The 24,696-nt window shown below is 34.4% G+C and carries 26 protein-coding genes; 2 read left to right on the plus strand and 24 right to left on the minus strand.

All coding sequences use genetic code 11. The annotated features are described in order from the left end of the window. Together ACWODM_RS09030 and ACWODM_RS09035 are read left to right on the plus strand one after the other, a co-directional pair. Window positions 1-136 (plus strand): ATP-binding protein (locus tag ACWODM_RS09030; RefSeq protein ID WP_455321125.1); only part of this gene is annotated, 136 nt, incomplete at its 5' end. Next, complete coding sequence (locus ACWODM_RS09035) at window positions 133-315, plus strand: hypothetical protein (protein ID WP_455321054.1); 183 nt, start codon at window positions 133-135, stop codon at window positions 313-315. The genes ACWODM_RS09030 and ACWODM_RS09035, both read left to right, overlap by 4 nt. Window positions 316-976: 661 nt before the next feature. Here ACWODM_RS09035 and tagD read toward each other — a convergent pair. From tagD to ACWODM_RS09155, 24 genes are all read right to left on the minus strand, one after another. Next, a complete protein-coding gene (gene tagD / locus ACWODM_RS09040) occupies window positions 977-1,384 on the minus strand; it encodes a glycerol-3-phosphate cytidylyltransferase (protein ID WP_455321055.1) in 408 nt (135 codons plus the stop codon). Between the two features lie 44 nt (window positions 1,385-1,428). Further along, window positions 1,429-2,595: a nucleotide sugar dehydrogenase gene (locus tag ACWODM_RS09045; RefSeq protein WP_455321056.1), complete on the minus strand. Its 1,167-nt coding sequence runs from the start codon at window positions 2,593-2,595 to the stop codon at window positions 1,429-1,431. Window positions 2,596-2,632: 37 nt separating this feature from the next. Continuing rightward, entirely contained in the window at window positions 2,633-3,472 is an 840-nt protein-coding gene (rfbD, locus tag ACWODM_RS09050) for a dTDP-4-dehydrorhamnose reductase (protein ID WP_455321057.1), read from the minus strand. A 45-nt stretch (window positions 3,473-3,517) separates the two neighbouring features. Next, window positions 3,518-4,546 carry a dTDP-glucose 4,6-dehydratase gene (gene rfbB, locus ACWODM_RS09055; RefSeq protein WP_455321058.1) on the minus strand — a complete coding sequence of 343 codons (1,029 nt, stop codon included), beginning with the start codon at window positions 4,544-4,546 and terminating at the stop codon, window positions 3,518-3,520. Window positions 4,547-4,559: 13 nt separating this feature from the next. Next, window positions 4,560-5,132, minus strand: a complete 573-nt coding sequence (rfbC, locus tag ACWODM_RS09060; protein WP_455321126.1) for a dTDP-4-dehydrorhamnose 3,5-epimerase — start codon at window positions 5,130-5,132, stop codon at window positions 4,560-4,562. 12 nt (window positions 5,133-5,144) lie between these two features. Further along, window positions 5,145-6,014: a glucose-1-phosphate thymidylyltransferase RfbA gene (gene rfbA, locus ACWODM_RS09065; RefSeq protein WP_455321059.1), complete on the minus strand. Its 870-nt coding sequence runs from the start codon at window positions 6,012-6,014 to the stop codon at window positions 5,145-5,147. Between the two features lie 31 nt (window positions 6,015-6,045). Then, window positions 6,046-7,464, minus strand: a complete 1,419-nt coding sequence (locus ACWODM_RS09070; RefSeq protein ID WP_455321060.1) for an oligosaccharide flippase family protein — start codon at window positions 7,462-7,464, stop codon at window positions 6,046-6,048. Window positions 7,465-7,527: 63 nt separating this feature from the next. Continuing rightward, the gene (locus tag ACWODM_RS09075) at window positions 7,528-8,550 is read right to left on the minus strand and encodes a DUF6625 family protein (RefSeq protein WP_455321061.1); all 1,023 of its coding nucleotides are present in this window, start codon (window positions 8,548-8,550) and stop codon (window positions 7,528-7,530) included. Window positions 8,551-8,565: 15 nt separating this feature from the next. After that, window positions 8,566-9,492 (minus strand): capsular polysaccharide synthesis protein, encoded by a 927-nt coding sequence (locus ACWODM_RS09080; protein WP_455321062.1) that lies wholly within the window; start codon window positions 9,490-9,492, stop codon window positions 8,566-8,568. Then, the gene (locus tag ACWODM_RS09085) at window positions 9,485-10,723 is read right to left on the minus strand and encodes a hypothetical protein (RefSeq protein WP_455321063.1); all 1,239 of its coding nucleotides are present in this window, start codon (window positions 10,721-10,723) and stop codon (window positions 9,485-9,487) included. The genes ACWODM_RS09080 and ACWODM_RS09085 overlap by 8 nt, the downstream gene beginning before the upstream one ends. 953 nt (window positions 10,724-11,676) lie before the next feature. Next, window positions 11,677-12,507 (minus strand): LicD family protein, encoded by an 831-nt coding sequence (locus ACWODM_RS09090; RefSeq protein ID WP_455321064.1) that lies wholly within the window; start codon window positions 12,505-12,507, stop codon window positions 11,677-11,679. Then, complete coding sequence (gene cps2T, locus ACWODM_RS09095; protein WP_455321065.1) at window positions 12,508-13,689, minus strand: beta 1-4 rhamnosyltransferase Cps2T; 1,182 nt, start codon at window positions 13,687-13,689, stop codon at window positions 12,508-12,510. A 19-nt stretch (window positions 13,690-13,708) separates the two neighbouring features. Then, window positions 13,709-14,413 (minus strand): sugar transferase, encoded by a 705-nt coding sequence (locus tag ACWODM_RS09100; protein WP_455321066.1) that lies wholly within the window; start codon window positions 14,411-14,413, stop codon window positions 13,709-13,711. Between the two features lie 13 nt (window positions 14,414-14,426). Beyond that, complete coding sequence (locus ACWODM_RS09105; RefSeq protein WP_455321067.1) at window positions 14,427-15,191, minus strand: tyrosine-protein phosphatase; 765 nt, start codon at window positions 15,189-15,191, stop codon at window positions 14,427-14,429. A gap of 21 nt (window positions 15,192-15,212) precedes the next feature. Further along, a complete protein-coding gene (locus ACWODM_RS09110) occupies window positions 15,213-15,911 on the minus strand; it encodes a CpsD/CapB family tyrosine-protein kinase (RefSeq protein WP_455321068.1) in 699 nt (232 codons plus the stop codon). A 12-nt stretch (window positions 15,912-15,923) separates the two neighbouring features. Continuing rightward, window positions 15,924-16,712, minus strand: coding sequence for a YveK family protein (locus ACWODM_RS09115; protein WP_455321069.1), 789 nt, complete (start codon window positions 16,710-16,712; stop codon window positions 15,924-15,926). Between the two features lie 27 nt (window positions 16,713-16,739). Beyond that, on the minus strand, window positions 16,740-17,498 hold the full coding sequence (locus ACWODM_RS09120; RefSeq protein ID WP_455321070.1) for a hypothetical protein: 759 nt from the start codon (window positions 17,496-17,498) through the stop codon (window positions 16,740-16,742). 145 nt (window positions 17,499-17,643) lie between these two features. Then, entirely contained in the window at window positions 17,644-18,516 is an 873-nt protein-coding gene (gene galU / locus ACWODM_RS09125) for a UTP--glucose-1-phosphate uridylyltransferase GalU (protein ID WP_455321071.1), read from the minus strand. A 30-nt stretch (window positions 18,517-18,546) separates the two neighbouring features. After that, window positions 18,547-19,545, minus strand: a complete 999-nt coding sequence (gene rfbB, locus ACWODM_RS09130) for a dTDP-glucose 4,6-dehydratase (protein WP_455321072.1) — start codon at window positions 19,543-19,545, stop codon at window positions 18,547-18,549. A gap of 2 nt (window positions 19,546-19,547) precedes the next feature. Beyond that, window positions 19,548-20,510, minus strand: a complete 963-nt coding sequence (locus ACWODM_RS09135; RefSeq protein ID WP_455321073.1) for an LCP family glycopolymer transferase — start codon at window positions 20,508-20,510, stop codon at window positions 19,548-19,550. 36 nt (window positions 20,511-20,546) lie between these two features. After that, window positions 20,547-21,605, minus strand: coding sequence for a hypothetical protein (locus tag ACWODM_RS09140; protein ID WP_455321074.1), 1,059 nt, complete (start codon window positions 21,603-21,605; stop codon window positions 20,547-20,549). Between the two features lie 194 nt (window positions 21,606-21,799). Next, the gene (locus ACWODM_RS09145) at window positions 21,800-22,975 is read right to left on the minus strand and encodes a 3D domain-containing protein (RefSeq protein WP_455321075.1); all 1,176 of its coding nucleotides are present in this window, start codon (window positions 22,973-22,975) and stop codon (window positions 21,800-21,802) included. Window positions 22,976-23,364: 389 nt separating this feature from the next. Next, the gene (locus tag ACWODM_RS09150) at window positions 23,365-23,598 is read right to left on the minus strand and encodes a hypothetical protein (RefSeq protein ID WP_455321076.1); all 234 of its coding nucleotides are present in this window, start codon (window positions 23,596-23,598) and stop codon (window positions 23,365-23,367) included. Window positions 23,599-23,646: 48 nt separating this feature from the next. Beyond that, window positions 23,647-24,516 carry an Rpn family recombination-promoting nuclease/putative transposase gene (locus ACWODM_RS09155; protein WP_455321077.1) on the minus strand — a complete coding sequence of 290 codons (870 nt, stop codon included), beginning with the start codon at window positions 24,514-24,516 and terminating at the stop codon, window positions 23,647-23,649. Between the last annotated feature and the right edge of the window lie 180 nt (window positions 24,517-24,696).

Consider the following 24,696-nt stretch of genomic DNA (forward strand, 5'->3'; position numbering starts at 1 on the left):
AGGATGGTATGAAAAACTCGGTGATGCTCTTGTAGCTGATGCGATTCTTGACCGTATCGTGCATGATTCCTATAGTATTTTAATTGATGGAGAAGTCTCTATGCGCGAAAGACATGGTTTGAGGGTGACGAAATGATCTCTGTAGAAGTGGAAGTTAGAATTGCACTCTACTATTTTCGAAATTATTTGCCGGACGAAATAATGATGGAAATTGAAGAAAAGTTACTCCCGTTCTATTTAGAAGATGTAGAACCATCCGATGATGATATGGTAAAACTGGCACTAACCATTATAGAGAGTGTGTTAGAAGAATAATGGCAGGCCACTGATATAATAAGATATATCAGTGGCCTTATCTTCCGCATTGACCGGTTTTATCTCCCGCACTCGCTGGCTCTAAATTCCGCATGAGTGGCTCAAACTGTCCGCAATACTCATTGTCTGGCACTCACTGGTAATATCGGTGTCACTAGGTGGTAATAACTATGTCACTGCTGGTAATTTCCTGTGGCGGATATCATTGAACCACTTCTCGGTTTTCCTTCATAAAGAAACCACCTCCGATTTTTCTTTGTACTCAAAGTATAATCGAAGGTGGACTTTGTTTTTAGGTACTCTGGTATACGGCGCTTACCTTACGGAAGAACTCCATCAATTATTTATATCATGAATACAAAAAAAATCGGAACTGGTTTCAAGCTCCGATTCGTGTGGCTCAATAATGACCGATTTTGATGGCTCTTTAAGTTCCGACGCAGTGGCTCTTTTTTGCCGACGTATGCACCTTGACACTTTAGCATCTAAATCAGGAAAGAACCATTTTATACCTGTCGTTAACACAATATCATTATACAAGAGGTTTCTTTTATTCAGCTAAAAAATTTGAGTGGTTCCCTTACACGTAATTGTTGCTTAATCCTCTGCAAATACTGGCTCATTATTCTGCACATGCGGCTTTATTCATTCGCAATATTCACTAATTTTTACTTTCTAAGCCTAAGTCTTTTTTGATCTGTGTTGTAGAAATTTCAGGTGTTCTGGAAAGATAAATCACTTCCGCACTTGTTTTTTCTTTAACAAAATCAAATTCTCCTGTCCAATCGTCTCCCATAATGAAGGTATCAATATGATACTGACTAATATCTGTTATTTTCTGGTTCCAACCATTTTCTGGAATAACTAAATCTACATAACGAATCGCCTCTAAAAGTTGCTTTCTCTTCTCAAAAGAAAAGTAGCATTTTTTCTGTTTCTCATTCCAATTAAATTCATCTGTCGATAAAGCGACTATCAAGTAGTCTCCTTGCTCTTTCGCACGACGCAACAAATTAATATGTCCATAATGTAGTAAATCAAATGTTCCATATGTTATAACTCTCTTCATTCTATCGCCTCAATTAATTTCATTTTTCTTACAACTATTTGTCATTAGTCTTTGCCAAAAATATCTCTTGTATACACTTTTTCTTCAATGTCTTCTAATTCTTTCTCCATTCGATTAGAAACTATAATATCAGAAACCTTTTTGAATTCGTCAAGATTCTTGACAACTCTGGAATTATAAAAATCTTCTGTATCTAGTGATGGTTCATAAACAACTACTTCAATACCTTTAGCTTTGATTCGTTTCATGATTCCTTGAATCGCCGACTGACGGAAATTATCTGAATTAGCCTTCATCGTCAATCGATAGATTCCTACGATTTTTGGCTGTTTAGCAAGAATCATATCAGAAATGTGATCCTTACGAGTTCTATTTGCATCAACGATTGCAGACATAATATTTTGTGGCACATCTGCATAATTTGCTAAAAGCTGCTTAGTATCTTTTGGTAAGCAGTATCCACCATAACCAAATGAAGGATTATTGTAATGGGTGCCAATTCTCGGATCCAAACCAACACCATCGATAATTTGTTTCGTATTCAACCCACGGATCTCTGCATAAGAATCCAATTCATTGAAATACGCAACTCTCAACGCTAAATATGTATTAGCAAACAGCTTAATTGCTTCCGCTTCAGTAGCGTCTGTAAATAAGGTTGAAATCTCTTCTTTGATTGCACCTTCTGCTAATAAATCAGCAAATACTTTTGCACGATCACTTTGTTCCCCTACAACGATTCTTGAAGGATATAAATTATCATATAATGCTTTACCTTCTCGTAAAAATTCAGGAGAAAAAATAATATTTTCTGTATCAAACTTTTCTTTAATCTGTTCAGTATATCCAACTGGTACAGTAGATTTGATAATCATCACTGCTTCTGGATTAATAGATAGCACATTAGCAATGACAGCTTCCACTGTTCTAGTATTAAAATAATTTAGTTTTGAATCATAGTTCGTAGGAGTAGAAATGATAACATATTCAGCATCCTTGAAAGCTTTAAAATTATCTGTAGTAGCTGTCAAATTCAACTCTTTTGTCGTCAAATACTCTTCAATTTCTTCATCTACTATTGGTGATTGACGAGCATTGATCATATCTACTTTCTTTTGAATAATATCTAGTGCGATTACTTCATTATTTTGAGCCAATAATACCGCATTGGATAATCCTACGTAACCCGTACCTGCAACTGTTATTTTCATTCTTCTTCTTCCTTTCAAACTGCACTAGTCAAAATTTTTATAACGAAGCAAGCATGGATTGCAATGCCTCTCTCCAACTAGGAATTGTAAACTCTAAGTCTTTAGCTTTACTCAAACTCATTACTGAATACTGTGGACGTTTTGCTTTTTGAGGAAACTCTTCAGATGTTACAGGTAATACTGTTACATTAGAATTGTCTTTTAAGATCTCTTGCGCAAATTCGTACCATGAACAGCTTTCATCATTGGATAAATGATAAATACCATATGGTGCTTTCTTCTCAATAACAAAACTCATGAATTCTGCTAAAGTTCTCGTCCAAGTTGGTCGTCCAAATTGATCATTGACCACTGTTAAGGTATCTCTGGTTTCAGCTAGTTTCTGCATTGTAAAAACAAAGTTATGTCCATATTGTCCAAACACCCAAGAAGTACGAATAATATAATAGTTGTCCAAAATTTCTTCAACTGCTTCTTCGCCTAATAATTTTGTTCTACCATACTCGTTTTGAGGATTGGTTTGTGCATCAGTACTATACTCATCATCTTTCAAAGTTCCGTCAAAAACATAATCCGTACTGATATAAACCAGCGTTGCATCCACCGCTTTAGCTGCCAATGCGACATTTCTAGTACCAGCAACATTTATTTTTTCACCAAGCTCTTTGCCTTCATCTTCAGCTTTGTCTACAGCAGTATAGGCTGCACAATGATAAATCACTGTTGGTTTCACTTCTTGAATAAATGCCATTGTCGCTTGCTCATCGGTAATATCCATTTCCCCAGCATCTGTTGAGATATATTCAATATTTTTCTCATCTAACAAATGTCTCAATTCAGTTCCAAGTTGTCCATTTCCGCCTGTAAGAAGTATCATATTGTTCTCCCTTTCAAAAAAGCAGGATTGCTCCTGCTTAACTTTTTATTGACCTTGTTTCGCGTAGTTTTGTTCTACTGAATCTTTTTCGGCTTGCCACCAAGATTGATTTTCAGAATACCATTTGATTGTATCTGCTAATCCTTCTTCAAAATTTGTAAATTCCGGTGTCCAACCTAATTCTTTTCGCAATTTACTGGAATCTATTGCATAACGTAAATCATGTCCAGAACGATCATTCACATGCTCGTAGGCATCTCTTGGTTGACCCATCAATTCTAAAATCAACTCAATCACTCTTTTATTATCTTCTTCGCCATCTGCACCGATCAAATATGTCTCCCCAATGCGACCTTTCGTTAGGATAGTCCAAACTGCCGAAGAATGATCATTTGTATGAATCCAGTCACGGACATTTTTACCTTCTCCATAAAGCTTAGGCTTGATACCACTTAAAACATTTGTAATTTGACGTGGAATAAATTTTTCAATATGTTGGTAAGGTCCATAATTATTTGAACAATTGGATATCGTTGCTTGTAATCCAAATGAACGTACCCATGCCTTTACCAACAAATCGGAACCTGCTTTAGTAGATGAATATGGACTAGACGGATTATAAGGAGTTTCATCTGTAAATTTCTCACCGTCACCATCTCCATGACCCGGTAAGTCTTCACGTAATGGTAAATCGCCATAGACTTCATCAGTTGACACGTGATGATAACGTTTGTTGTGCTTACGACATGCTTCAATCAGTGTGTATGTTCCAATAATGTTTGTTTGTACAAATGGAAAAGGATCATTTAATGAATTATCATTATGTGATTCCGCAGCGTAATGTACCACGGTATCAGTTTCTTTCACCAGTTCATCTACTAGCTCTGAATCTGCAATATCTCCAATAACTAACTTTACTCGATCGGACGGTAATTCAGCTATATTTTCCTTATTACCAGCATAAGTCAACTTATCCAATACTGTCACATGAATTTCAGGATGGTTATTCACTACATAATGAACAAAGTTAGAACCGATGAATCCAGCTCCGCCTGTAACTAAGATTTTTTTCATTATATCTCCCCCATTAAACTTCACCATAAACAAATGGATTGTCTTTCTCAAATTCACTAAAAGTTGGTTGTTTGGCATCTTTTTCAGATGTAATAGCTTTTTCAATGTCAATCGGCCATGTAATACCTAAATCTGGTGATAAGAAACTAATACCACCATCTGCTTCAGTATTATAATAGTTATCACATTTATATAGAAAATTAACATTGTCCGTCAATGTAACGAATCCATGGGCGTATCCCTTAGGAACCAATAATTGACGATGATTGTGCTCTGATAAGATGTAACCTTCCCATTGACCATATGTAGGGGAACCTTTACGCATGTCTACAATCACGTCCAATACTGCTCCACTCACTACACGAATGAGTTTCGTTTGGGCTGCTTCACCCTTTTGAAAATGCAAGCCTCGTAATACTCCAGCCTGTGTAGACAACGAATGATTGTCTTGAACAAAGTCAGTATCAATTCCAGCTTCTTTAAAATCTTTTTCCGAATAAGACTCAGTAAAGAAACCTCTATGATCCCCAAAAATAGCTGGTTCAACCAGTTTCACGTCTTTTAGTTTTGTTTCAGTAACTTTAATTTTTCCCATATCTTATAATTCCTCCGCTAAGCGTAGCATATATTGACCATATTGATTTTTCTTTAGAGGCTGTGCTAATTCAATCAATTGTTTTCTAGTGATATAGCCCATACGATACGAAATCTCCTCTAAACAAGCTACTTTTAGATTTTGACGTTTTTCTATTGTCTCAATGAAAGTAGAGGCTTCTAATAGAGACTCATGCGTTCCAGTATCTAACCATGCAAAACCTCTACCCATTACTTCTACTGAAAGACCACCTTTTTCAAGATAAGCCTGATTTACATCAGTAATTTCTAACTCTCCTCTTGGTGAAGGTTGAATATTCTTGGCAATTTCGATGACATCATTATCATAAAAATATAGCCCGGTAACAGCATAATTTGATTTAGGATTTTCGGGTTTTTCTTCAATAGAAATAGCCTTCATATTTTCATCAAATTCTACTACACCAAAACGTTCTGGATCATTTACATGATAACCGAAGACAGTTGCACCAGCTTCTTTTGAGGCAGCGTTTTGAAGCATCTTGGACAGGCCTCCACCATAGTACACATTGTCTCCAAGAACAAGACACACACTGTCTTTACCAATGAATTTTTCTCCAATAATAAATGCTTGCGCTAAACCATCAGGACTAGGTTGAACAGCATAATCAATACTGATTCCTAATTCATTTCCATTACCAAATAACGCTTCGAATCGGTGAATATCCTGTGGTGTAGAAATAATCAATATTTCTTTGATCCCTGCCAACATTAAAATGGACATTGGATAATAAATCATCGGTTTATCATAAATTGGCATTAATTGTTTTGATGTTGCTTTTGTTAAAGGATACAGACGAGTACCTGAACCTCCTGCTAAGATTATACCTTTCAAAATACCACTCCTCATTTATTAATAATATCCATTAATTTAACTTTTTACTCCTTAAATACAAAATTATAGGATTAACTTTAAATACTGTTGTTGAAAATAAATAGATTATTATTCCTATTGCAATTTGTAAGAAAGTTGTTAAAAGTCTTGCTCCCATATTTCTAGTTAAGACATATATTCCTATGTACATGATTCCTGATGATATTAAATAATAAAATAAGGATTTAATATCGTATCTAAAATGGGTTGTTTTAATAAAATCATAACCTCTTGTAAATGTTACAAAAATTTCAGAAATCACTAGTGAAAGGGCTGCACCAACTGCTCCTAACCAAGGTATTAAAAAGATATTAGAAATTATTCCTATTACCCCTCCTACAAATATAGATATATTATACGATTTTAAATTTCCTGTAGGAATCAACCATTGTCTAGAGATACTCATTCCCATTGGAACAATCACAATTAATATAGACATTATCGAAACTAACTCGACCACTGGATAAAAAGATACTCCAAAAAACCATGGTATCAGTTTAGGAGCTATAGCAATGACTCCCATTGTGGCAGGTATAGTAAAATAAAATTGTGTATTCAAAGAAATATTCAATAATTTTAGTATTTCTTGTCTACTATTTTTTTCTGACATATTTGATAATTTTGGAAGTAAAACTGTATCTACAGTTGAAATTAAAGTACGAATAACTATTATTATTAAAAATGCATTTGAAAAAAAACCTACTTCTGTATTATTTCTAAATAAACCTAAGATTGTTTTATTTAAATTAGTATATAAAGTTACAGAAATTTGAGGAACAAAGTATTGCAAACATTCTAAAAAATGATCTTTAATAGAATAAATAGATGGTCTTATAAAATGAACTTTTCCACGTAAAAACGGCCACATCACCAATTGACTAAATAATATTCCTAGAGATTGTATTGCGATATATACATATGTGTCTGAGGAATCATTAACAAAAAAAACAATACATATAAAAGTAATTAGAGTAACTGTTAGACTTCTTAAACTAGTTAGTTTGAAATCCTCCATTCCCATAAAAAACCATGATATATCAAAAACCACGGCAATTATTGTAAAACCTTGTAAAAAATATGCTAACCAATTTTGATTTCTAAGAAATATGATAGAATATATAGAAAAACTGATAATTGTTGATATTATGATAAGAAATACCAATTCCCAAAATTTTTTAGATAGTAAATCTCTATCATCTCTCACTCTAGCTATACTTCTTTGACCATAAAGAGATATACCTAATCCCGATAATAAAATAAAATATTGTGCAATAGACTGCGTGAAGTTATACAGTCCTATGTTAGTTGGTCCCAATGCATGACTTACTATAGGAACTGTAATTAAAGGAGCAGTTAACTTTATTATTTGGAATAACGACTGATAAAAAAAATTAGATATAAATTTTTTCAAAATAACACCTCAAATTTTTATTCAAGAAATCCTCATAATCTTAATTAATAGTATTTTGAAAGATTATTTATAATATTTAGGATAAAAAACTTTGCTAGGAATCTTAGGAATTTTTTTCCCAAATAGTTTTAATTTGATATAATATATTATAAAATCAATTGAGCATATTCTTTTTAACTTTTTCTTTTTTTCTTTTTCTCTAACATTGTCTTCGTATTCTTCAGCTATTTTCTTATCAATACACCAAAACGAACTATCTTTTTTCAAACTAAACATATTAGGTTTTATAAAAAATTTATCCGTATTTATCAAAAAATCTTCAGAAAACTTCATATTTCTTTTTTGTAAATGAATATATATAACCTCTTTCATAATCCCATTAGAAAAGACTCTATAAGCTTTTCCTTCCTTCCAAAAATATCTTTCCGATTCATTTTTATCTAGAAACGTACTATAAAAATCATATTTTCTAAAATCTACATCTGCAAAATCAATCTTTGAATAGGTTTTTACTCCTACATGTGGATACCAAGCAGATGTACCAGCCATTTCACTAAACTGTTTCACATATTTTGTACTAAATGCTAATTCATAATCAAGTACATTGTTGGGTAATTGTCTTCTATTATAACTTCTATATAAAGAATTAATATACTCCGAATTTTTATAAATAGTCAAATGTCCTAAAAAATACATTCTATCATGATTATTGAGTACTTCATTTGTCAAGAATGATCTAATGTTACCCCAAATCAAATCCGGATCACAGAATCCCCAGTGAGTATAACCTATAATAAGGTCGTTAAATATTTCTCCAAAAGCTGGTTTGTATTCACATAATTTGTATGGATCGTCTATTCGAACATTATTTCCTAATAGTCTATATATTTTTTGTTGTAAATCATAAAATGTCATTTCAATGACTTTAATATTTTCTTTTTTAGATTTAACCTGGGACGGATTATCTGTTATTATCATAAAATCTATCGTTTCATTATATTCAGCAGTTTTAATCCAAAGATTAAAATAGTTTGGAAAATTTCCAAAGTAAGGAAGTATCAACACGATCGAGTTTTCATCATTCATAATTTCACCTATTCTTTAAAAAATATAGTTAAATAAATTTTGATCATCATTTATAATGCTGTCGTCTAACTTGTATGTTAGTTTATGAATTCCTGTTTTATTTAAAATTTCTTTATAACGAGTATCTGAAAATTTTTCCTGTAATTCTAACAGTAAATAGTGTGGGGCAGAATTATCTAATTTATTAACAGCATTGTATTCTTCTTGGTATTTTTCACAAACTAAACTAAAAAAAATGTGAAAGAAAAAATAATCAACTATCTGGTTTTCATTTTTCCAATAATTAAATATCAATTCTTTTGTTTTTAAAATTATTTTATTATTTGCTTTTGAAACTAAAAACCAATTAGAAATAAAAACAGAACTACCATCTTTTCCTGGTTTACACTTTTGAAAAAAAAACAACTCTGAATCCATTATAGATTGAGATATTCTTTCAGTAAGTAGAACTGTTGAATCAATCCATATACCGCCATGTCTTGAAAGTAAATCCAAGCGAAGAATATCAGAAAAATGCGTTTTTGTTATTGTGTTTTCTTTATACTTTCTTATAATATAATCTGGCAAATTTGTATATTTATGATAATTTTCATCAGTTATTACAACTACAGGACACCCACCAAACTTTTGAATACTCTCATAACATTTTTTAACAACAACTGGAGCATCTTCTAGTCCTTGAAACCAACAAAACCAAATAATTTGTTTATCATCATATTTAGAAAAATTAATCGGTACACTATTTTCATTGTTCAATATTTTTTTATATTTTCTTCTAAACTTTTTATATAATTTATTTTGAGCACCTATCCTTCCTAATTCTAATGAATTCTTATCGAATCCATTAAGTAATAAAAATGAAAAAAAATAAAAGATTTGTCCTGTTCTAAAATAAGTTTTTAGCTGTTGAATATTTTTTTTACTAAATAAAGACTTATTCATAATTTTGAAAAACCTCCTCATTACGTATCAATTTATTTTTAGGATTTTCATCGAGTTTCAAAAAAATTGATGAGTAGTTTGTTAGTACATATACTGCAGGTAAAATCCACCCCGCATCAACGACCATACGATCCTGAATTAGTGTGTATATTGCAATAAAAATAATATACACACTAACATTAATGTCGTCATTTTTATAAGCAATATAATTACTGTAAAAAATTAGTAAAAGAAAGCAGATTAAGTATAATACACCAAATTCAATAAACATTCTTCCGAATCCATTATCTAAAAAGAAATAGTCATTTCCGAATCTATATGTAGTCATTTCCACATTCTGTCCTAAAAACGAAAATTCATAGACTCTGTAAAATTGATGAAGCAGCATCACTCGATTGGAAAGCGCCTTGTTTAACAGTTCATGTATTGAATTACCATACTGATAATTTATTGAAAAGAAGTAGGTGAAACCTACTGAAAACACAACTAACCAATTTGATAAATGGAAAAGTTGTTTACTATTAAACCAATTTCTGTCGATAAAAAAAGTAATGGCTAACATAATAAAAATCAATCCTGCTGATGTTTTGGAATCGGCTAACGTATTGATTAAAAATACTGAGCAAATACTTGTAATTATAGAAGACATACTTAAGTATTTATTTTTTTTTAAATTAGAAAAAATCATAGTATTTATACTAATAACCAGTAACATAAATCCAAAACCATTTGGATGTTGAAAACCAAATGAGTTTCTTATGGTTCTAGAGTTTTCTGTGATTCTAATAAAAACATTGTTATCTATGACATTCAACATTGACATTAGAACAATGATTGAAAAAGAAGCAATGATACCGATATTAATTACGAAAATGCTATCTTTTAAAGATACCTTCTGCATACCATAAACAAGTACAACTAGCAAAATAAAATAAAATTCATGATTTTTAGTTAATATAAAAATTACGATTGATAAAAGAAGTATTATTGCAAATCGAAATAGATTTTTTATTGTCCTTATTTTATATAGGCTTAAAATTCCAAAGAATAACAGAGAGGCGATTCGAAGTGTTTCTGTTATAGAATAAAATATAGGTAATGAAATTTTCACATTAGAATAATAGAACACCTGAGAAAATGTATACATAAATAGGCAAAATAAAGAAAATATTGTCGAAATACTATATTTTTTTTTAAAACTAATCGTATTCAAAAATTGATCTTGCATCATGTTCTCCTAACTATCTTTTTTGTACGAATAAACTTTCATATATTAAATCAAGCAGTTCAAAGCCAGTTGTTTAAAAGTAGAATAATATAGAAATCATATAACATTAACTGTCTATTATAGCTTATTAATTATTACTCCCAATACATTGCCCGAATCATGACTATATACGATTAACACCATAATACTAATGTAGATTGAGCTAAATTAAACAAGTAGCGACCCACACAGTCACGCCTAAAGCTAAAGACTTGCCGTACAGTTATATGGTTTCATATAACTGTACGGCACCCTCGCAACAGTGACAGTTTTAAGCAAGTCGATGCTCCTAGAAAAATTATCATCTCAAGTTCAACAACTCATTAAAAACATCAAAAATATCTATATTTCCCAACGGAATTTTTCATTCTCAATATTTTAAGTTTAAATAGCTTTGAGACGAAATTTTAGATAGAGTTCATATTTTTGATTCAATGTAATTTTAATCAATGTAAATATATGGTATATCATTTAGAAAAAAATTAATTTCTTTCTAAATGTTCCAGAGTCTTACTCAAGAAATAGTATTTTTCATCATGCATCGATCTAATTAGACATAAACTCAAGGACTTTTAACCGACGAGGTTATTGTTAGCGAATCTTTTCTCTTTTTCATGTTACTATTCTGATAATTATTGATTAAAAAATTCGCAAGTTTCAATTTGTACAAGTATATCTTACATGCAAGTCAAGTATGTTTATAAGTTGCTTTATATTATTTTCGGTATACGTCATTGTGATTTCAATTTTTATCGATAGCATAGTAAATTCAATAATATGTGAGATTTTCAAGTATCTTTCTTCAATTATCTTAAAAAGCTAAATTCAAAAAAATAAATATAATACTCTACTTTAAGCTTCTTATGCCATTATAACTTAATCTATTCATATAATTAAAGATTTCAAAAATTTTGGGCTTATTCATAATATTGTCCCTTTATAATTTCAAAATGTTCTTTGGTTAATATTTCTTCAGAAGATGGAATTTTCATATAATCTCCATACATTTGTTCTAAATAGCAGTGACTATCATGAGGTCCCATAATTGATATATCTTCAAAATCATATTTTGAACCACTTGAAAAAACCTCTTTCTTGAAAGTTTCTTTAGTCCTATATGCTCCCATTAGATTTGAACAATACGAATTATTGTCAATATCATATTTTTTTAATAATTTGTCTATTTTCTTTTTCTCATCATTAGAATCTATGAATTTGTACAAAGGAAAAATCTTGAAAAAGTTAATTATTATTTTTTCTACAATATTGCGTTCACGTTCTTTATCAAGCGTTTCAAAATATCCCAATGACATCTTCATTCTACGGTACATTACTCTTGCTTGGTGTAGTTTTCGAAATATTAGAGAAGTTGGTAAACCATCTAAAGGAAAAATATCTATACTTACATAAGTAAATGCTTCAACGTCTTTATTCCTTTTCTCTATTAGTTTATAGTTCAAGTCTAATATTCTAGAAATGTAATATCTATAGGATATATCCGTTTTAAAGTTTCTTAGTTTTAAATTTGATGGAAGTTCTTTTATATATATATCACAAAATTTTTCATAATCTTTTCTTGGCATACCAATATCAATATCATCGTCCCAAGGAATAAACCCCTTGTGCCTTACAGCACCTAACATCGTACCACCAAGAGCAAAATATTTTAATTGGTGCTTCTCAAAAACTTTTATCACTTCTTTTAAAATATTCAATTCTATTTGTTGTAGTTTCTTTTTATCTTCCATTTAGATGTTTTCCTCATTTAGTAAATTTTCATACTCATTTAATATTTTTTTCCAAACATATTCTTTAGAGACTCTATCATTAGATAGTTTCTGAAGTTTTAAATAGTACATATCAGACTGTTTCTCAATAAAGTTTATTAATTCCGACAAATTACTTTTGTTCCAGTACAATGCTCCCTCTTCAGCAACTTCCTTATTAAATCCTACATCTAGTAACAAATTTACTTTTGTAGAAGCTAATGCTTCTAATAGAGAAGGATTAGTCCCACCAACTTCATGTCCATGAATATAAGCAAATGCATTTTCTCTAATGAACTTTAAAAGCTCTTGATCGTAAACAGTACCTACAAATTTTATTCTAATATCTTTATCAAAATTAGTATCTTTTTTAAGTTTCTCATAAAATTTATTGTGCTCTACATTAGTAATCAATACAAAATCTTTTTTTGTATTTGAGATCATGAATTGCTTAATCATCGATTCATAGTTATTCTCAGGTACAAATCTTCCAACAACCAAATAATAATTATTTAATTTCAAGTTATTTTTGTTGAGCCAATTTACAACTTTTTTGTCATTAAAATGCAGTCTTGTTTTAGATACATCTGTGCCATAAGCTATATATGTTGTTTTTGGTTGAAATTTTTTATACTCTTTCTGAATATATTTCTCAATATTTTTACTATCACAAATAATTAAATCTGCATATTTAACCATAAGCTTTTCGGATTCTTTCCAATATTTACGCACAGGTTTACTCCATTTTTCACGTAACCACTCATGACCATCTGGATTAACGAAAAGTTGACCATCAATCTTTTCTATTTTCTTTTTCATATGGCCTATAAAAGGACCAATACGACAAGCCAATACATAAAAAATTGGTTTTGAATCATTATTTTTTGTCGATAAATCAATAGCATAATTTAATGCAGCAATATCATAATAGATGGCTTTTGCGGGACCAATTGAGGGTACTGATATATTAAAACAGTCAGCTCCATTATGGACAAAATGTTTTTCCGTAATATTTGATTTTGCTGAATTTTCTTCCATACAGGCTATATGATATTGAATACTATCAGACTCTTGATTTTCAGTTAGTTTTTCTACAAATGTTTCAAACCCACCATATTTTGCTGGTATTCCTTTACTTCCTATTACATAAACATGTTTTTTCATTTTTAAGTACTCCTGCTTTTTAATATGCACTATTAGGTTTTATGATTACACCTATAGTTTTAAAAATAATTTTTATATCATTTGAAACGCTTAGATTGTGTATATATTTAATATCTAATTCTACCATTTCATCAAAACCAACATCATTCCGACCACTAACTTGCCATAAACCGGTACATCCGGGTTTTACAAGTAAACGTTGTTTATCGTAAAACGTGTATTCTGCTACTTCTCTTTTCAATGGAGGTCGCGGTCCTACTAAGCTCATATCGCCTTTTAAAACATTCCAAAGCTGTGGTAATTCATCGATACTAGTTTTTCGAATGAATCTCCCCACTTTTGTAACGCGTGGATCATCTTTCATTTTAAACATAGCACCTTCAACTTCATTATGCTTTAGAAGCTCTGCTAGTTTGTCTTCTGCATCCACGCACATTGATCGAATCTTAAACATTTTAAATTCTTTTTCATTCTTTCCAACTCTTGTCTGTGAAAAGAAAATCGGACCCTTAGGCTCTTCAATCTTCATCATAATACTGATAAATAAGAATAACGGAGACAATAAAATAAGTCCCACGAAACTTCCCATAATATCGATTATTCTCTTAATAAAAAGATAGGCATATTTTTCTTCTAGTAATTCTGGATTTAATGTTTTTTTAGTTAGGTTTTGATTTTCTGCAGTTGAATTTTTAACTGAATTTGTTTTTTCAATAGCTTTCATTGATTTCTCCTTCCTAAAATAATCCAAATTTCCGTTTTCTTTTCTTCTCATAAGCTGGATAAGTAACAGTTTCTCCATTAACAAGGTCTCTTGTCACTTGCTTCATTAAGGTAATTTTCTCTTTCCCATTTTCTTTTCCAATGATCTCATATGCTTCCTTCATATAAAAAGTCCGTTTTTTAATTCCGTGAGCATCCGAGGCCACCATCTGAACTAGATTTCTAGCGACCATTTCTTTTGCTGTCTTTTGAATCGATTTTCCAAAGACTCCGACAATGCTAGGAGCTGTCAATTGTCCTAGACACCCCATCTCCAGAAATGGAATCAGTAAATCTGGATTTTCTCGTAATTTTGCATTTCTCTCAGGATGCACAATTACTGGCACTTTTCCCATAGCTCTCAACTCAAAAAAGATTTGCTCAGTATACGCAGGTACATCCATAGTTGGAAACTCGATTAAAATATATGTATCGTCCAAATCAGTGAATAAGATTCGATCTTGATTAATTTCAGTAATCAAATCTCCAGTGATTCGGACTTCTTGACCTTCCAGTAAGGTCAAATCTAAATTATGTTTATCAATTTCAGTCTGTAACAAAGAAACCGAATGAATAACTGATTCTTTCACATTCTCATACCGGCCGTTGTTATGATGTGGTGTGCACAAGATATGAGTAATTCCTTGACTAATGGCTTTTTTTGCCATTGCCAAGCTATCTTCAATTGTGTCCGCCCCATCATCGACTCCTGGTAGAATATGACAGTGTAAATCAATCATTGCATTCGACTCCTTTAAGACTTAATTTGAATAGTAATAATATCCTTGATCTTTGCTCTGCTCCGCCCCATTATAAACGGCACCTAATATTCTAGCATTGACTAGTTTCAACAATTCGCTAGCCTTTGTTACTGATTCTTTCTTTGTCACATTTTCTCTTACAACTAATAGTGTACCATCCACTTTTGACGCCATAATTTGGGCATCAGTTACAGCAACGATTGGTGGCATATCGAAGATAACGATATCGTAGGAGCGACGTGCTTCCTCAAGAATTTGATTCATTCGTTGTGAATTTAATAGTTCCGACGGATTTGGTGGCTTAGGACCGCTTGTCAACACCGATAGATTCTCAATACCCGTGTTTTGAGCCGTTCCTACAACACTTTTTTCAGTACTTAAAACGGTACTCAAACCTGATGCATTGGATAACTGAAAAGTTTTATAAACCGTTGGCTTCCGCATATCCGCATCGATTAATAAAACCCGACTACCTGAGTTTGCAAAAACAACGGCTAAATTAGCGGATGTTGTTGATTTTCCTTCCCCAGGCCCTGAAGAAGTAATTACAATTGTTTGTAATTTACGATCAACTGAAGATGCAAACTGCAAATTGGTACGAATCGTACGATATTGTTCGGCCACCGGAGAAGAAGGGTCTACTAGCGTGATCAAACTTACTGGATTTGTTTCTGTTCCCTTACGTTCTTTTTTTGCCATGTCCTTCTCCTCCTAGACTCGTGATCGACTGCGACGTTGTTGGACTTCTGGTTTTGATTCCAACTCTTTAACAGCTTTTTTTGGTAATTTTTTTGTTGTTGCACTTAATTCTTTCTGACTCATTTGTGGTACAGTTCCTAAAATAGTAAAACCAATCGTTTCAGTAACAAATTTTTGATCCTTCACCGTTCTATCTAATAGTTCAATCAAAAATGCTAATCCTATACCCACTATTGTTCCTAAAACCAAGCCCATCGCTAAATTCAATTTGTTATTAGGAGATACTGGTCGCGCACTAGCAGTTGCTTCCGAAACGATCGTGATTGACTCGACATTCGTTAGTACGTCTGATACTGTTTGCTGAAACACTTCCGCTGCTGTATTAGCGATTCTCTCCGCATCCACTGCTCGGGGACTCGTTGCCGAAATTGAGAACATTTGCGAATTTTGTGATTGTGTCACCTGCAAATTCTCTTTAATTTCTGCCGGTGTCATTTGGATATCATAATCCCCAGCCAATGTCTCTTGTACAGTGGCGGCTAAAGAATCACTTTCTTTAATAATATCTTTGTAGGTATTCAACATTTGCAAGTTAAAATTAACATCGTTGACATTCCCAGCAGAATTTTCACTTTGTGGCAAAGACACAATCATCTGCGCACGAGAACTGTACTGAGGGGTAATTACGAAAAAGGTAATTGCACCAGCAATAGCCACTCCCGCAAACAAACTGATAAAAATCAATGCGACATGCTTGCGTAGAATATCAAAAATTTCTTTTAAACTAATAGTCTCTTCCATCTTTTCTCCACTTTCTATTTTATCTGATTACTCCAAACCCATACTTGAGGCAAGTTCATCTATCAATTCAGTTAACCTTGTACGTAGCTCCTCGTTAGGTACTTCTTCGACTGCATAGAGAGCGTCTAAATAGTCCGTGTAGCTTACTACCACACCTTCTGTTAAATAGTGCTCTAATCTTTCCTGCAATTCCTCAGATTCTTGGATCTGTTCTTCTGCTTCTGTTAAGTATTCTGAAATATTTTCTTTCCACTGTGAATCTGAAAAAAGAGTCAGGTCTTCACGAATAGAACTTGTCATTGTTTGGCTTGCATCTGCTTCGATACTCAGGTCCGATGTTACTTCTTGCCAACTTTCGATAGTTTCAGTAAATAAATGATTCGTTTTATCCTGAACAATTGCTTTATCTTGGGTATCTATCAATTTTTCTTGAAGCTCTCTCTTTCGTTCTGTCAATCCTTGAATCGACTCAGGCAGAGATTCTTCTCTTATTGCATAATCCTCTGCAGTAATTTTTATCCCAGTTAACTGAGATCGAATTGCTTCTATTTTTTCAATTGATACATCGTCTGCTAAAAACACTTGATTCTCATCCGCATAAAAGCCATTGGCTGTTTTTTCCAAGCTTTCGAGCTTCTCTCGTTCCACAGATGCCGCAGATTCAGCAAATTCAACTCGTTGTTTATATTGATTACGGCTATTCAATTGCTGTCCGATAACTACCACCGCAAAAGCAAGCACCGCAAAGAAAGTCACAACGATTCCTTTGGTAAAGGATTTTTTCATTTGATGTGTATCACTCCTTCAGACGTTCAATCGTCACATTTATACACGTTGAAATCCATTATACTAGCAAAGCCCTTGTAATAAAAGGGATTTTTCAAGTTATTTATTCATTCATTTTGTATATGTTATTTAAACGATTCTTTATCTAGATTTTTTCTGCTAATTCTTTTAGATAGACTTTTAAATCATCCTTGATTTCTGGATGCTTCAAGCCATATTCAATATTGGCTTCTAGCATGCCCATCTTATTCCCTACATCGTAACGTTTACCTGTAAATTCATGGGCAAACACTCTCTGCGTTTTGTTTAAAGTATCGATGGCATCAGTCAATTGGATCTCTCCCCCTAGGCCTGGTTTTTGATTTTCTAGAATATCAAAAACTTCCGGTGTTAACAGATAGCGACCAATAATGGCTAAATCACTTGGCGCCTCTTCAGGTTTTGGTTTTTCAACAAAGGCATTGACATCGTACAAGCCTTTGGAAACTTCAGAAATAGGATCGATCACACCGTATTTAGAGGTATCTTCATGGGGGATTGGCATCACCGCAAGTGTAGAAGCCTTCGTCTTATCGTAATCATCAATCAATTGTTTGGTTAGTGGTGTTTTGTCTTCCATAATGTCATCACCCAACATCACCACAAAAGGTTCATTTCCAACAAAGGCTTTGGCTTGCAAGACAGCGTGGCCTAAACCTAACGGGCGTTTTTGACGAATGAAATGCAGACGAATACCCGTCGTTTCTTCTACTAACTTTAATAATTCGGTCTTGCCTGATTTTTCCAAGTTATATTCTAACTCAAAATTTGAATCAAAATGATCCTCAATTGGTCGTTTAGCTTTCCCAGTGATTACTAAAATGTCTTCAATCCCAGAAGCAATTGCTTCTTCAACGATAAACTGAATACTTGGTTTATCAACAATTGGTAACATTTCCTTTGCGATTGCTTTAGTTGCTGGTAAAAATCTAGTTCCTAATCCTGCAGCCGGAATAACTGCTTTACGTACTTTTGCCATTTGTTTCTTCCCCCATTTGAATGTTATTATTTATTGCTCTTGTTTTTTATATTTTGTTTCTATTGTTTCTTTCTCATTTTCCCACCAGTCACGATTTTCTGTATACCAGTTGATCATCTCTTTTAAGCCTTCACGAAAATCAGTAAATCGTGGATGCCAGCCTAAGCTTCTTAATTTACTGGCATTAATAGCATAGCGTAAATCATGTCCTGATCGATCTTTGGCAAAGTCATAAGCTGTGATAGGTTGTCCCATTAGCTCTAAGATCATCTCAACAATCACTTTGTTTTCTTGTTCTCCATCTGCCCCAATCAGGTAGGTTTCTCCAATTTCGCCTTTGGTTAAAATCATCCAGACCGCTGAAGAGTGATCTTGAGCATGGATCCAATCACGAATATGTTTGCCATTCCCATAAAGTTTCGGTTTTCTTCCAGTTAGTAAATTGGTAATCTGTCTGGGAATAAACTTTTCGATGTGCTGATATGGTCCATAATTGTTGGAGCAATTAGAAATTGTCGCTTGTAGTCCAAAGGATTTGATCCAAGCTTTAACTAGCATGTCCGAGCTGGCTTTTGAAGCTGAGTATGGACTTGATGGATCATAAGCTGTTTCTTCATCAAACTTTTTCTCGTCCTCCAAAGTCAGATCACCAAAGACCTCGTCAGTTGATATATGATGATATCTTTTCTGATATTTCCGGCAGGCTTCAATCAAATTGTACGTCCCAATAATATTAGTTTCTATAAAAGGAAATGGATTGGTCAACGAATTGTCGTTGTGTGATTCCGCCGCATAATGAACGACAACATCAGTCTTTTTAACCAAATCTTCGACCAATGCTACATCAAGAATGTCCCCCACGATAAGTTCCAACTTTTCTGAACTTATTCCTGAAAGATTCTTGACTTTTCCAGCATACGTTAGCTTATCTAGAACAGTAATATGTACCTGCGGATAAGCATTAAGTACATAATGGACAAAGTTGGTGCCTAAGAAACCGGCGCCACCCGTAACAAGTATTTTTTTCATCTTTATTCTTTAATATCCAATTGTTTCTTCAATTCTGCTTGTACCGACTGTAATTCAGCTTCATCCACACGTTGGTAAGAAACGCCCCCTTGCATAAAGCCCGTCCCTTGCAATTGTAAGGAATCAATACTGCCAAATGCATCGCGGTAATTCAATGCGATATTTTGCATATCGTCAAAGGTCATATCCGTTCTCATGTTTCCCTCTAGTGTTCCTAAGACATTTTGATACTGAGACACACCTGATAGACTCAATCCTTTTTTAGCGATTGCTTCCACTACAGAACGCTGGCGTAGTTGCCGTCCATAGTCACCCCGGGGATCTTCATAACGCATACGCAGATAAGTCAACGCACGATCACCTTCTAAATGAATCGGTCCAAAATCATAATGTTCGCCACGGCTAGTAAACTCTAAATCATTATTGACTTCCACTCCGCCCAAAGCATCAACCAGTTCTTTGATACCCGACATATTGATCGACACGTAGTGATCAATCGGGATATCCAAGAATTTTTCCAAGGTATCCATTGACATCGCTGCTCCACCAAAGGCATAGGCATGATTGACTTTGTCTTGTGTGCCACGACCCACGATTTCTAAATAGGTATCACGCGGAATACTTACTAAGGTCGTTTTCTTAGTTTCTGGATTGACAGTTGCTACCATCAAGGTATCTGAACGTCCTTGCTCTGTCCGACCTAAATCTCCGGTATCGATTCCTAGTAGCAATACGCTGAAAGATTCTTTTTTATCCAGATCCACGGGCGCTTCACGTCTTGTTTCTTCTTCATTGTTTTGTCTCTCGACAGCTTCATAAGTTTCTTTGATTGAACCAGAGAAATCAAAGTACACTTTGGCAGCCACTGCTCCACCGATTAGTACCAATCCAACAACGATGGAAAAGAAAATCCAAAATATTTTTTTACCGGTAGAACGAGTGTTGTGTCTACTTCTTCTTGACATAGTGTTTCCTCCATTTATATGCAAAATATTTTATTGTTATTCTTCAGTGCCTGGTTCAGGTGGCAGCTCTGGCTCTGGTTCGGGTTCTGATGGTTGTGGAGTAGTATCTTCTCCTCCTGTATCATTATCGTCTTCTCCTGTATCTTCCCCTGTGTCTCCATCTGTTTCTCCGTCACTTGGGCTGTCATCACTTGGCGGTGTCGTTTCGCCACTGCCACTACCTCCACCATTATTAGTAGGCGGTGTTGGCTGATTGGCCGGTGGTGTCTGTGGAACCCAGATCTCTTCCTCAACCTCTTCGATTACTTCTGGTTCTTCGATTTCTTCTGAAGATTCGATAGTTTCGATTTTGGCTGCGACTTGGTTCGCTTGTTCCGTGAATTTCTCTTTTAGTTTTGGATTACGAATCTCTTCGATCGCTGCAAGTAGCTGGTCGTAATCTTCCTGTGTCACGACTGTTCCGTCTTTTAAAAGCTCGTCTAGTTGTTTTTGTAGATCTTCAGCAGTGGTCAACTGTTCTGAAGCACTGTCTATGTAGTCTTCAATCCTCTCACGCCAGTCATCTTCTGGCATATCCGCTACTTTTGTCTGAAGCTCTTCTATCGTTGCTGTTTTCAATTCATCTTGAATAATGATGTTCTTTTCAAGCTTTTGCCAATTTTTCACTTCTGTTGTGAACATCGTATTGGTTTGTTTCTGAATCTCGAATTTACTTGAGATATCTGAGAGTCGCTCGGTCAAGCTGGCTTTTTGATCAGATAACTCTTGCAGACCTGCCGGCAAGGACGTTTCTCTGATTTTAAAATCTTCAGCAGTCACTCGAATCTCTTCCAATTCCATACGTGTTTTGTTGATTTCTTCTATTTTAATGTCATTTTTGAGAAAGACGTATTCTTCCTCGCCAGCATACAGCTCATCAATCGTTTCTGCCAGTTCTGTTAGTTGTAGCTGTTCACTTGCAACGGCTGTCTCTGCATAAGCGACTCGCTGCTCATGCTGTCGATTGCTACTGATCCTAAAACCAATCAAACAAATACCTACAGCTATGGCTGCAGCGGCTGCGATGCCGATGCCTTTAAGATATGTTTTATTCATGATCCGTCAGCATCCTTTCCCCTTATTTTTCGTCCAAAAAATACACAAACTTAGTTTACCTGAATTTCTTTATAAAAGGAAGGTGTTTTTAGATTGTAAACCTTTTATTCCCAACAAAATCAGGACTATTTTCGCTTTTTTTATGCTTTTATACACTAAAACAATCATTCTTTTTACGGAATGATTGTTTGTGACTAGTCTAAAATGGTTACTTTAATGTTGTATCGGCGACCCCAATCGTAGCAAGCTTTTTCACTCGTCATGTGGAGATCAATTTTGTTTCCTTTGATCGCGCCTCCGGTATCACCAGCAATAGCAATGCCGTAGCCTTGTACTTCGACTAGAGATCCTAATGGGATGACACTTGGATCAACCGCGATGACTTGAGAGTTCTGACGCAAATCAATACCTGTTGCTGTATAGTAACTCAAGCCTGCTTGGGTATAAGAATACGCGGTTGCCTCTACATACAACACTCTGCCATTCGATGAAGCTGGTTGCTCATCTTCTTTCGGCTGACTCGGTGGTGTCGTTTCCTGAGCAGGTGGTGGTGATGTACTGCTACTTGAATTGTTGGAATCATTTGAACTTGATGGCGCATTTGTGCTTGCACTTTCGTTTTGTGAAGCTTGTTGTGATGATTGTTGATTAGCTTGAGCTTCTTCTTGACGTTTTGCCTCTTCCTCGGCTGCCGCTTTTTCTGCTGCCTCGCGCTCAGCTTCTGCTTCTAAGCGTTGTGTTTCAACTGCTTTGCTCTTTGAAATTTCTGCTAACGCTGTTTCGTTGTTTGCTAATTGATTTTGCAAGGTAGAGATCTCACTATCCAAAGCATCGGCTTCTTCTACGAGTGCTGTCTCACTGTTTTTTAGTTCTTCTTGCGTAGCGGTCACTTTCTCTTCTAATTCCTGAAGCTTGACCGTTTCTTCTTGCAAACCAAGAATCTCTTCTTTTTCTGCTGATTGTAGCATCGTCATTGCGTACAATCCGCTGATGAATTCTTGAATGCTTGAAGACTGCAATAAAATAGCTACTTTATTTTCATTCGCTCGATTCAATTGCAAGGATTTCAAACGTTCAGCAACGATCTCTTTGCGATGTTCGATCGTTTCTTCCGTCGTTTCAATTGCTTCTTGTGTATCGGCTAATGTTTCTTCATTCTCTGAGATTTTTTCTTTTAATGTTTCGACTTCCTGATATTTTTGATTCACGCTGTCCAACGCAGATTGTACATCTGCACTGATCGTTTGGCTCTGTTGCAAAAGTTCATCTTCTTGCTTTTCCAACGATTCGATCGTATCTGCATGAACTGCAATTGGTCCCATGATCATCGTCCCTAACAGACAAACGGTCAAAAACTGCTTTGCTTTCAATGAAGTCACACCTCCCCTAATAATCTTCAACTTTGTTTATTATACAAGAGGAGCTTACATCGTTTGTTTCATTTCATTTACATAATGTTACATTTTTTTAGATGATGGTATGTTCACTGCCTCTATCCCCTTATACGAACAAAAAAATAGCGATAACTCTTGTTTTGTTCCGTCTTAAAAAATGTAACACTTTCGTAACATTACGCTCAAATACCGACGATTTTATTCTCTGAAGGGACGATATTTCATCGAAATTAACAATTTTGAGTCCCCTTATTCGAAGCATCTGATGTTTTCAAATGCATACAAAATAGAGGTCAAAACAGCTCCTTCACTCATCGAGTGTACTGCTTTGACCTCATGTTCTCTGAATCATATAAATGTTGTAATTAAACATATTTTGCCTTGCTTTCTTTCTGGATTTTTAGAATTTTTTCTTGGGTGAGTCCGGTTGCTTCTGATATTTGTGCTAGGGGCAAACAATCCATCTCTAGGAGATTCCTCGCTATTTGTTCTAGTTCCAGTTCGAATCCTTGCTTAAATCCTCGTTGGAATCCTTGCTCAAAGGCTGCATCCAGCTCTGCATGTCTTATAGCTTCATGCTCGTCAAAATTAATATACATTTGCCGTTCCTCCTCTCCTAAGTTTTTAAAAGCAATGAATTGGGCTGATCACACAGAGCTTGGTGTGCTTTCTTTCTGGATTTTTAGAATTTGTTCTCGTGTAAGTCCAGTTGCTTTTGATACTTGTGGCAAGGTCAAACCCATTGCTAGGAGGTTTCTCGCTACTTGTTCTCTCTCTTGTTCCTTAGCCCCTTCCAGCTCTGCATGTCTTATGGCTTCGTGCTCATCAAAATTAATATACATTTGCCGTTCCTCCTCTCCTAGGTTTTCAAAAGCAATGAATTCGGCGGCTCGTTTCAGATGTTCGGGAGCCGTTTTTGAGACTTTTCCTGTTAGGAACAATGCCTTCCATTCCTGTAACAGTCTGGTTGATCGTTGGTTTACTTTGGGTAACTCAAAAAATATGAGTGTCCACAGCTCGCTGTCTGTCTGATTGTTTCTCAACGTTAGATTGTATTTCTCATTTTTCAATACATAGCGCATCACTTCATCCGTCATTTCTGGTGGATGCTGATGAAAATTAACGATGTTGATGCCATATATCGATCGCAAGGAGCTATATTTGGATGCTGCGTCTGCTTCATTATAGCTTGTCATGTATCCTTTGGCCATGTAAAACAGTGAACGTTCGGCGAAGAAAGACTGCACTTTGTTTTGTAGTTCGATCGTTGCCAATTGTCCACTTTCAAAATCAACCAATAAATCGACTTTGGTTCGTAAGATGTCATTTTCCTTCACCAAATTGGCTAGTTTTTTAGCACTGTAGACCTCTATTGGTCGTAAAGAGACGCTCTTCACATCGATGCCAGCTACTTCGTTGAGAAAATAGCGGGTAATCTCAGTCGTTTCTTCACTGGCGAATAGTTTTTTAAAAGTCAAATCATTCATTAAATTGGTTTCAAATTTCTTTTCTTGCAAGATTTTTCCCTCCCCTTTTAAAAGAAATACGTGAAGGAGCATCAAAAGTTTTTTGATCTATCCAGAATAAAAGGGAGAGCTCTCTATCTTGCTTTAAGTATACCACAAAAGGCTTGCATCGCCGATGTGACAACCTTTTCTCAATAATTTTTATCTTTCAAATCCCTTCTCTCTCCCCTA

The sequence above is a fragment of the Enterococcus olivae genome (genome assembly GCF_053760925.1).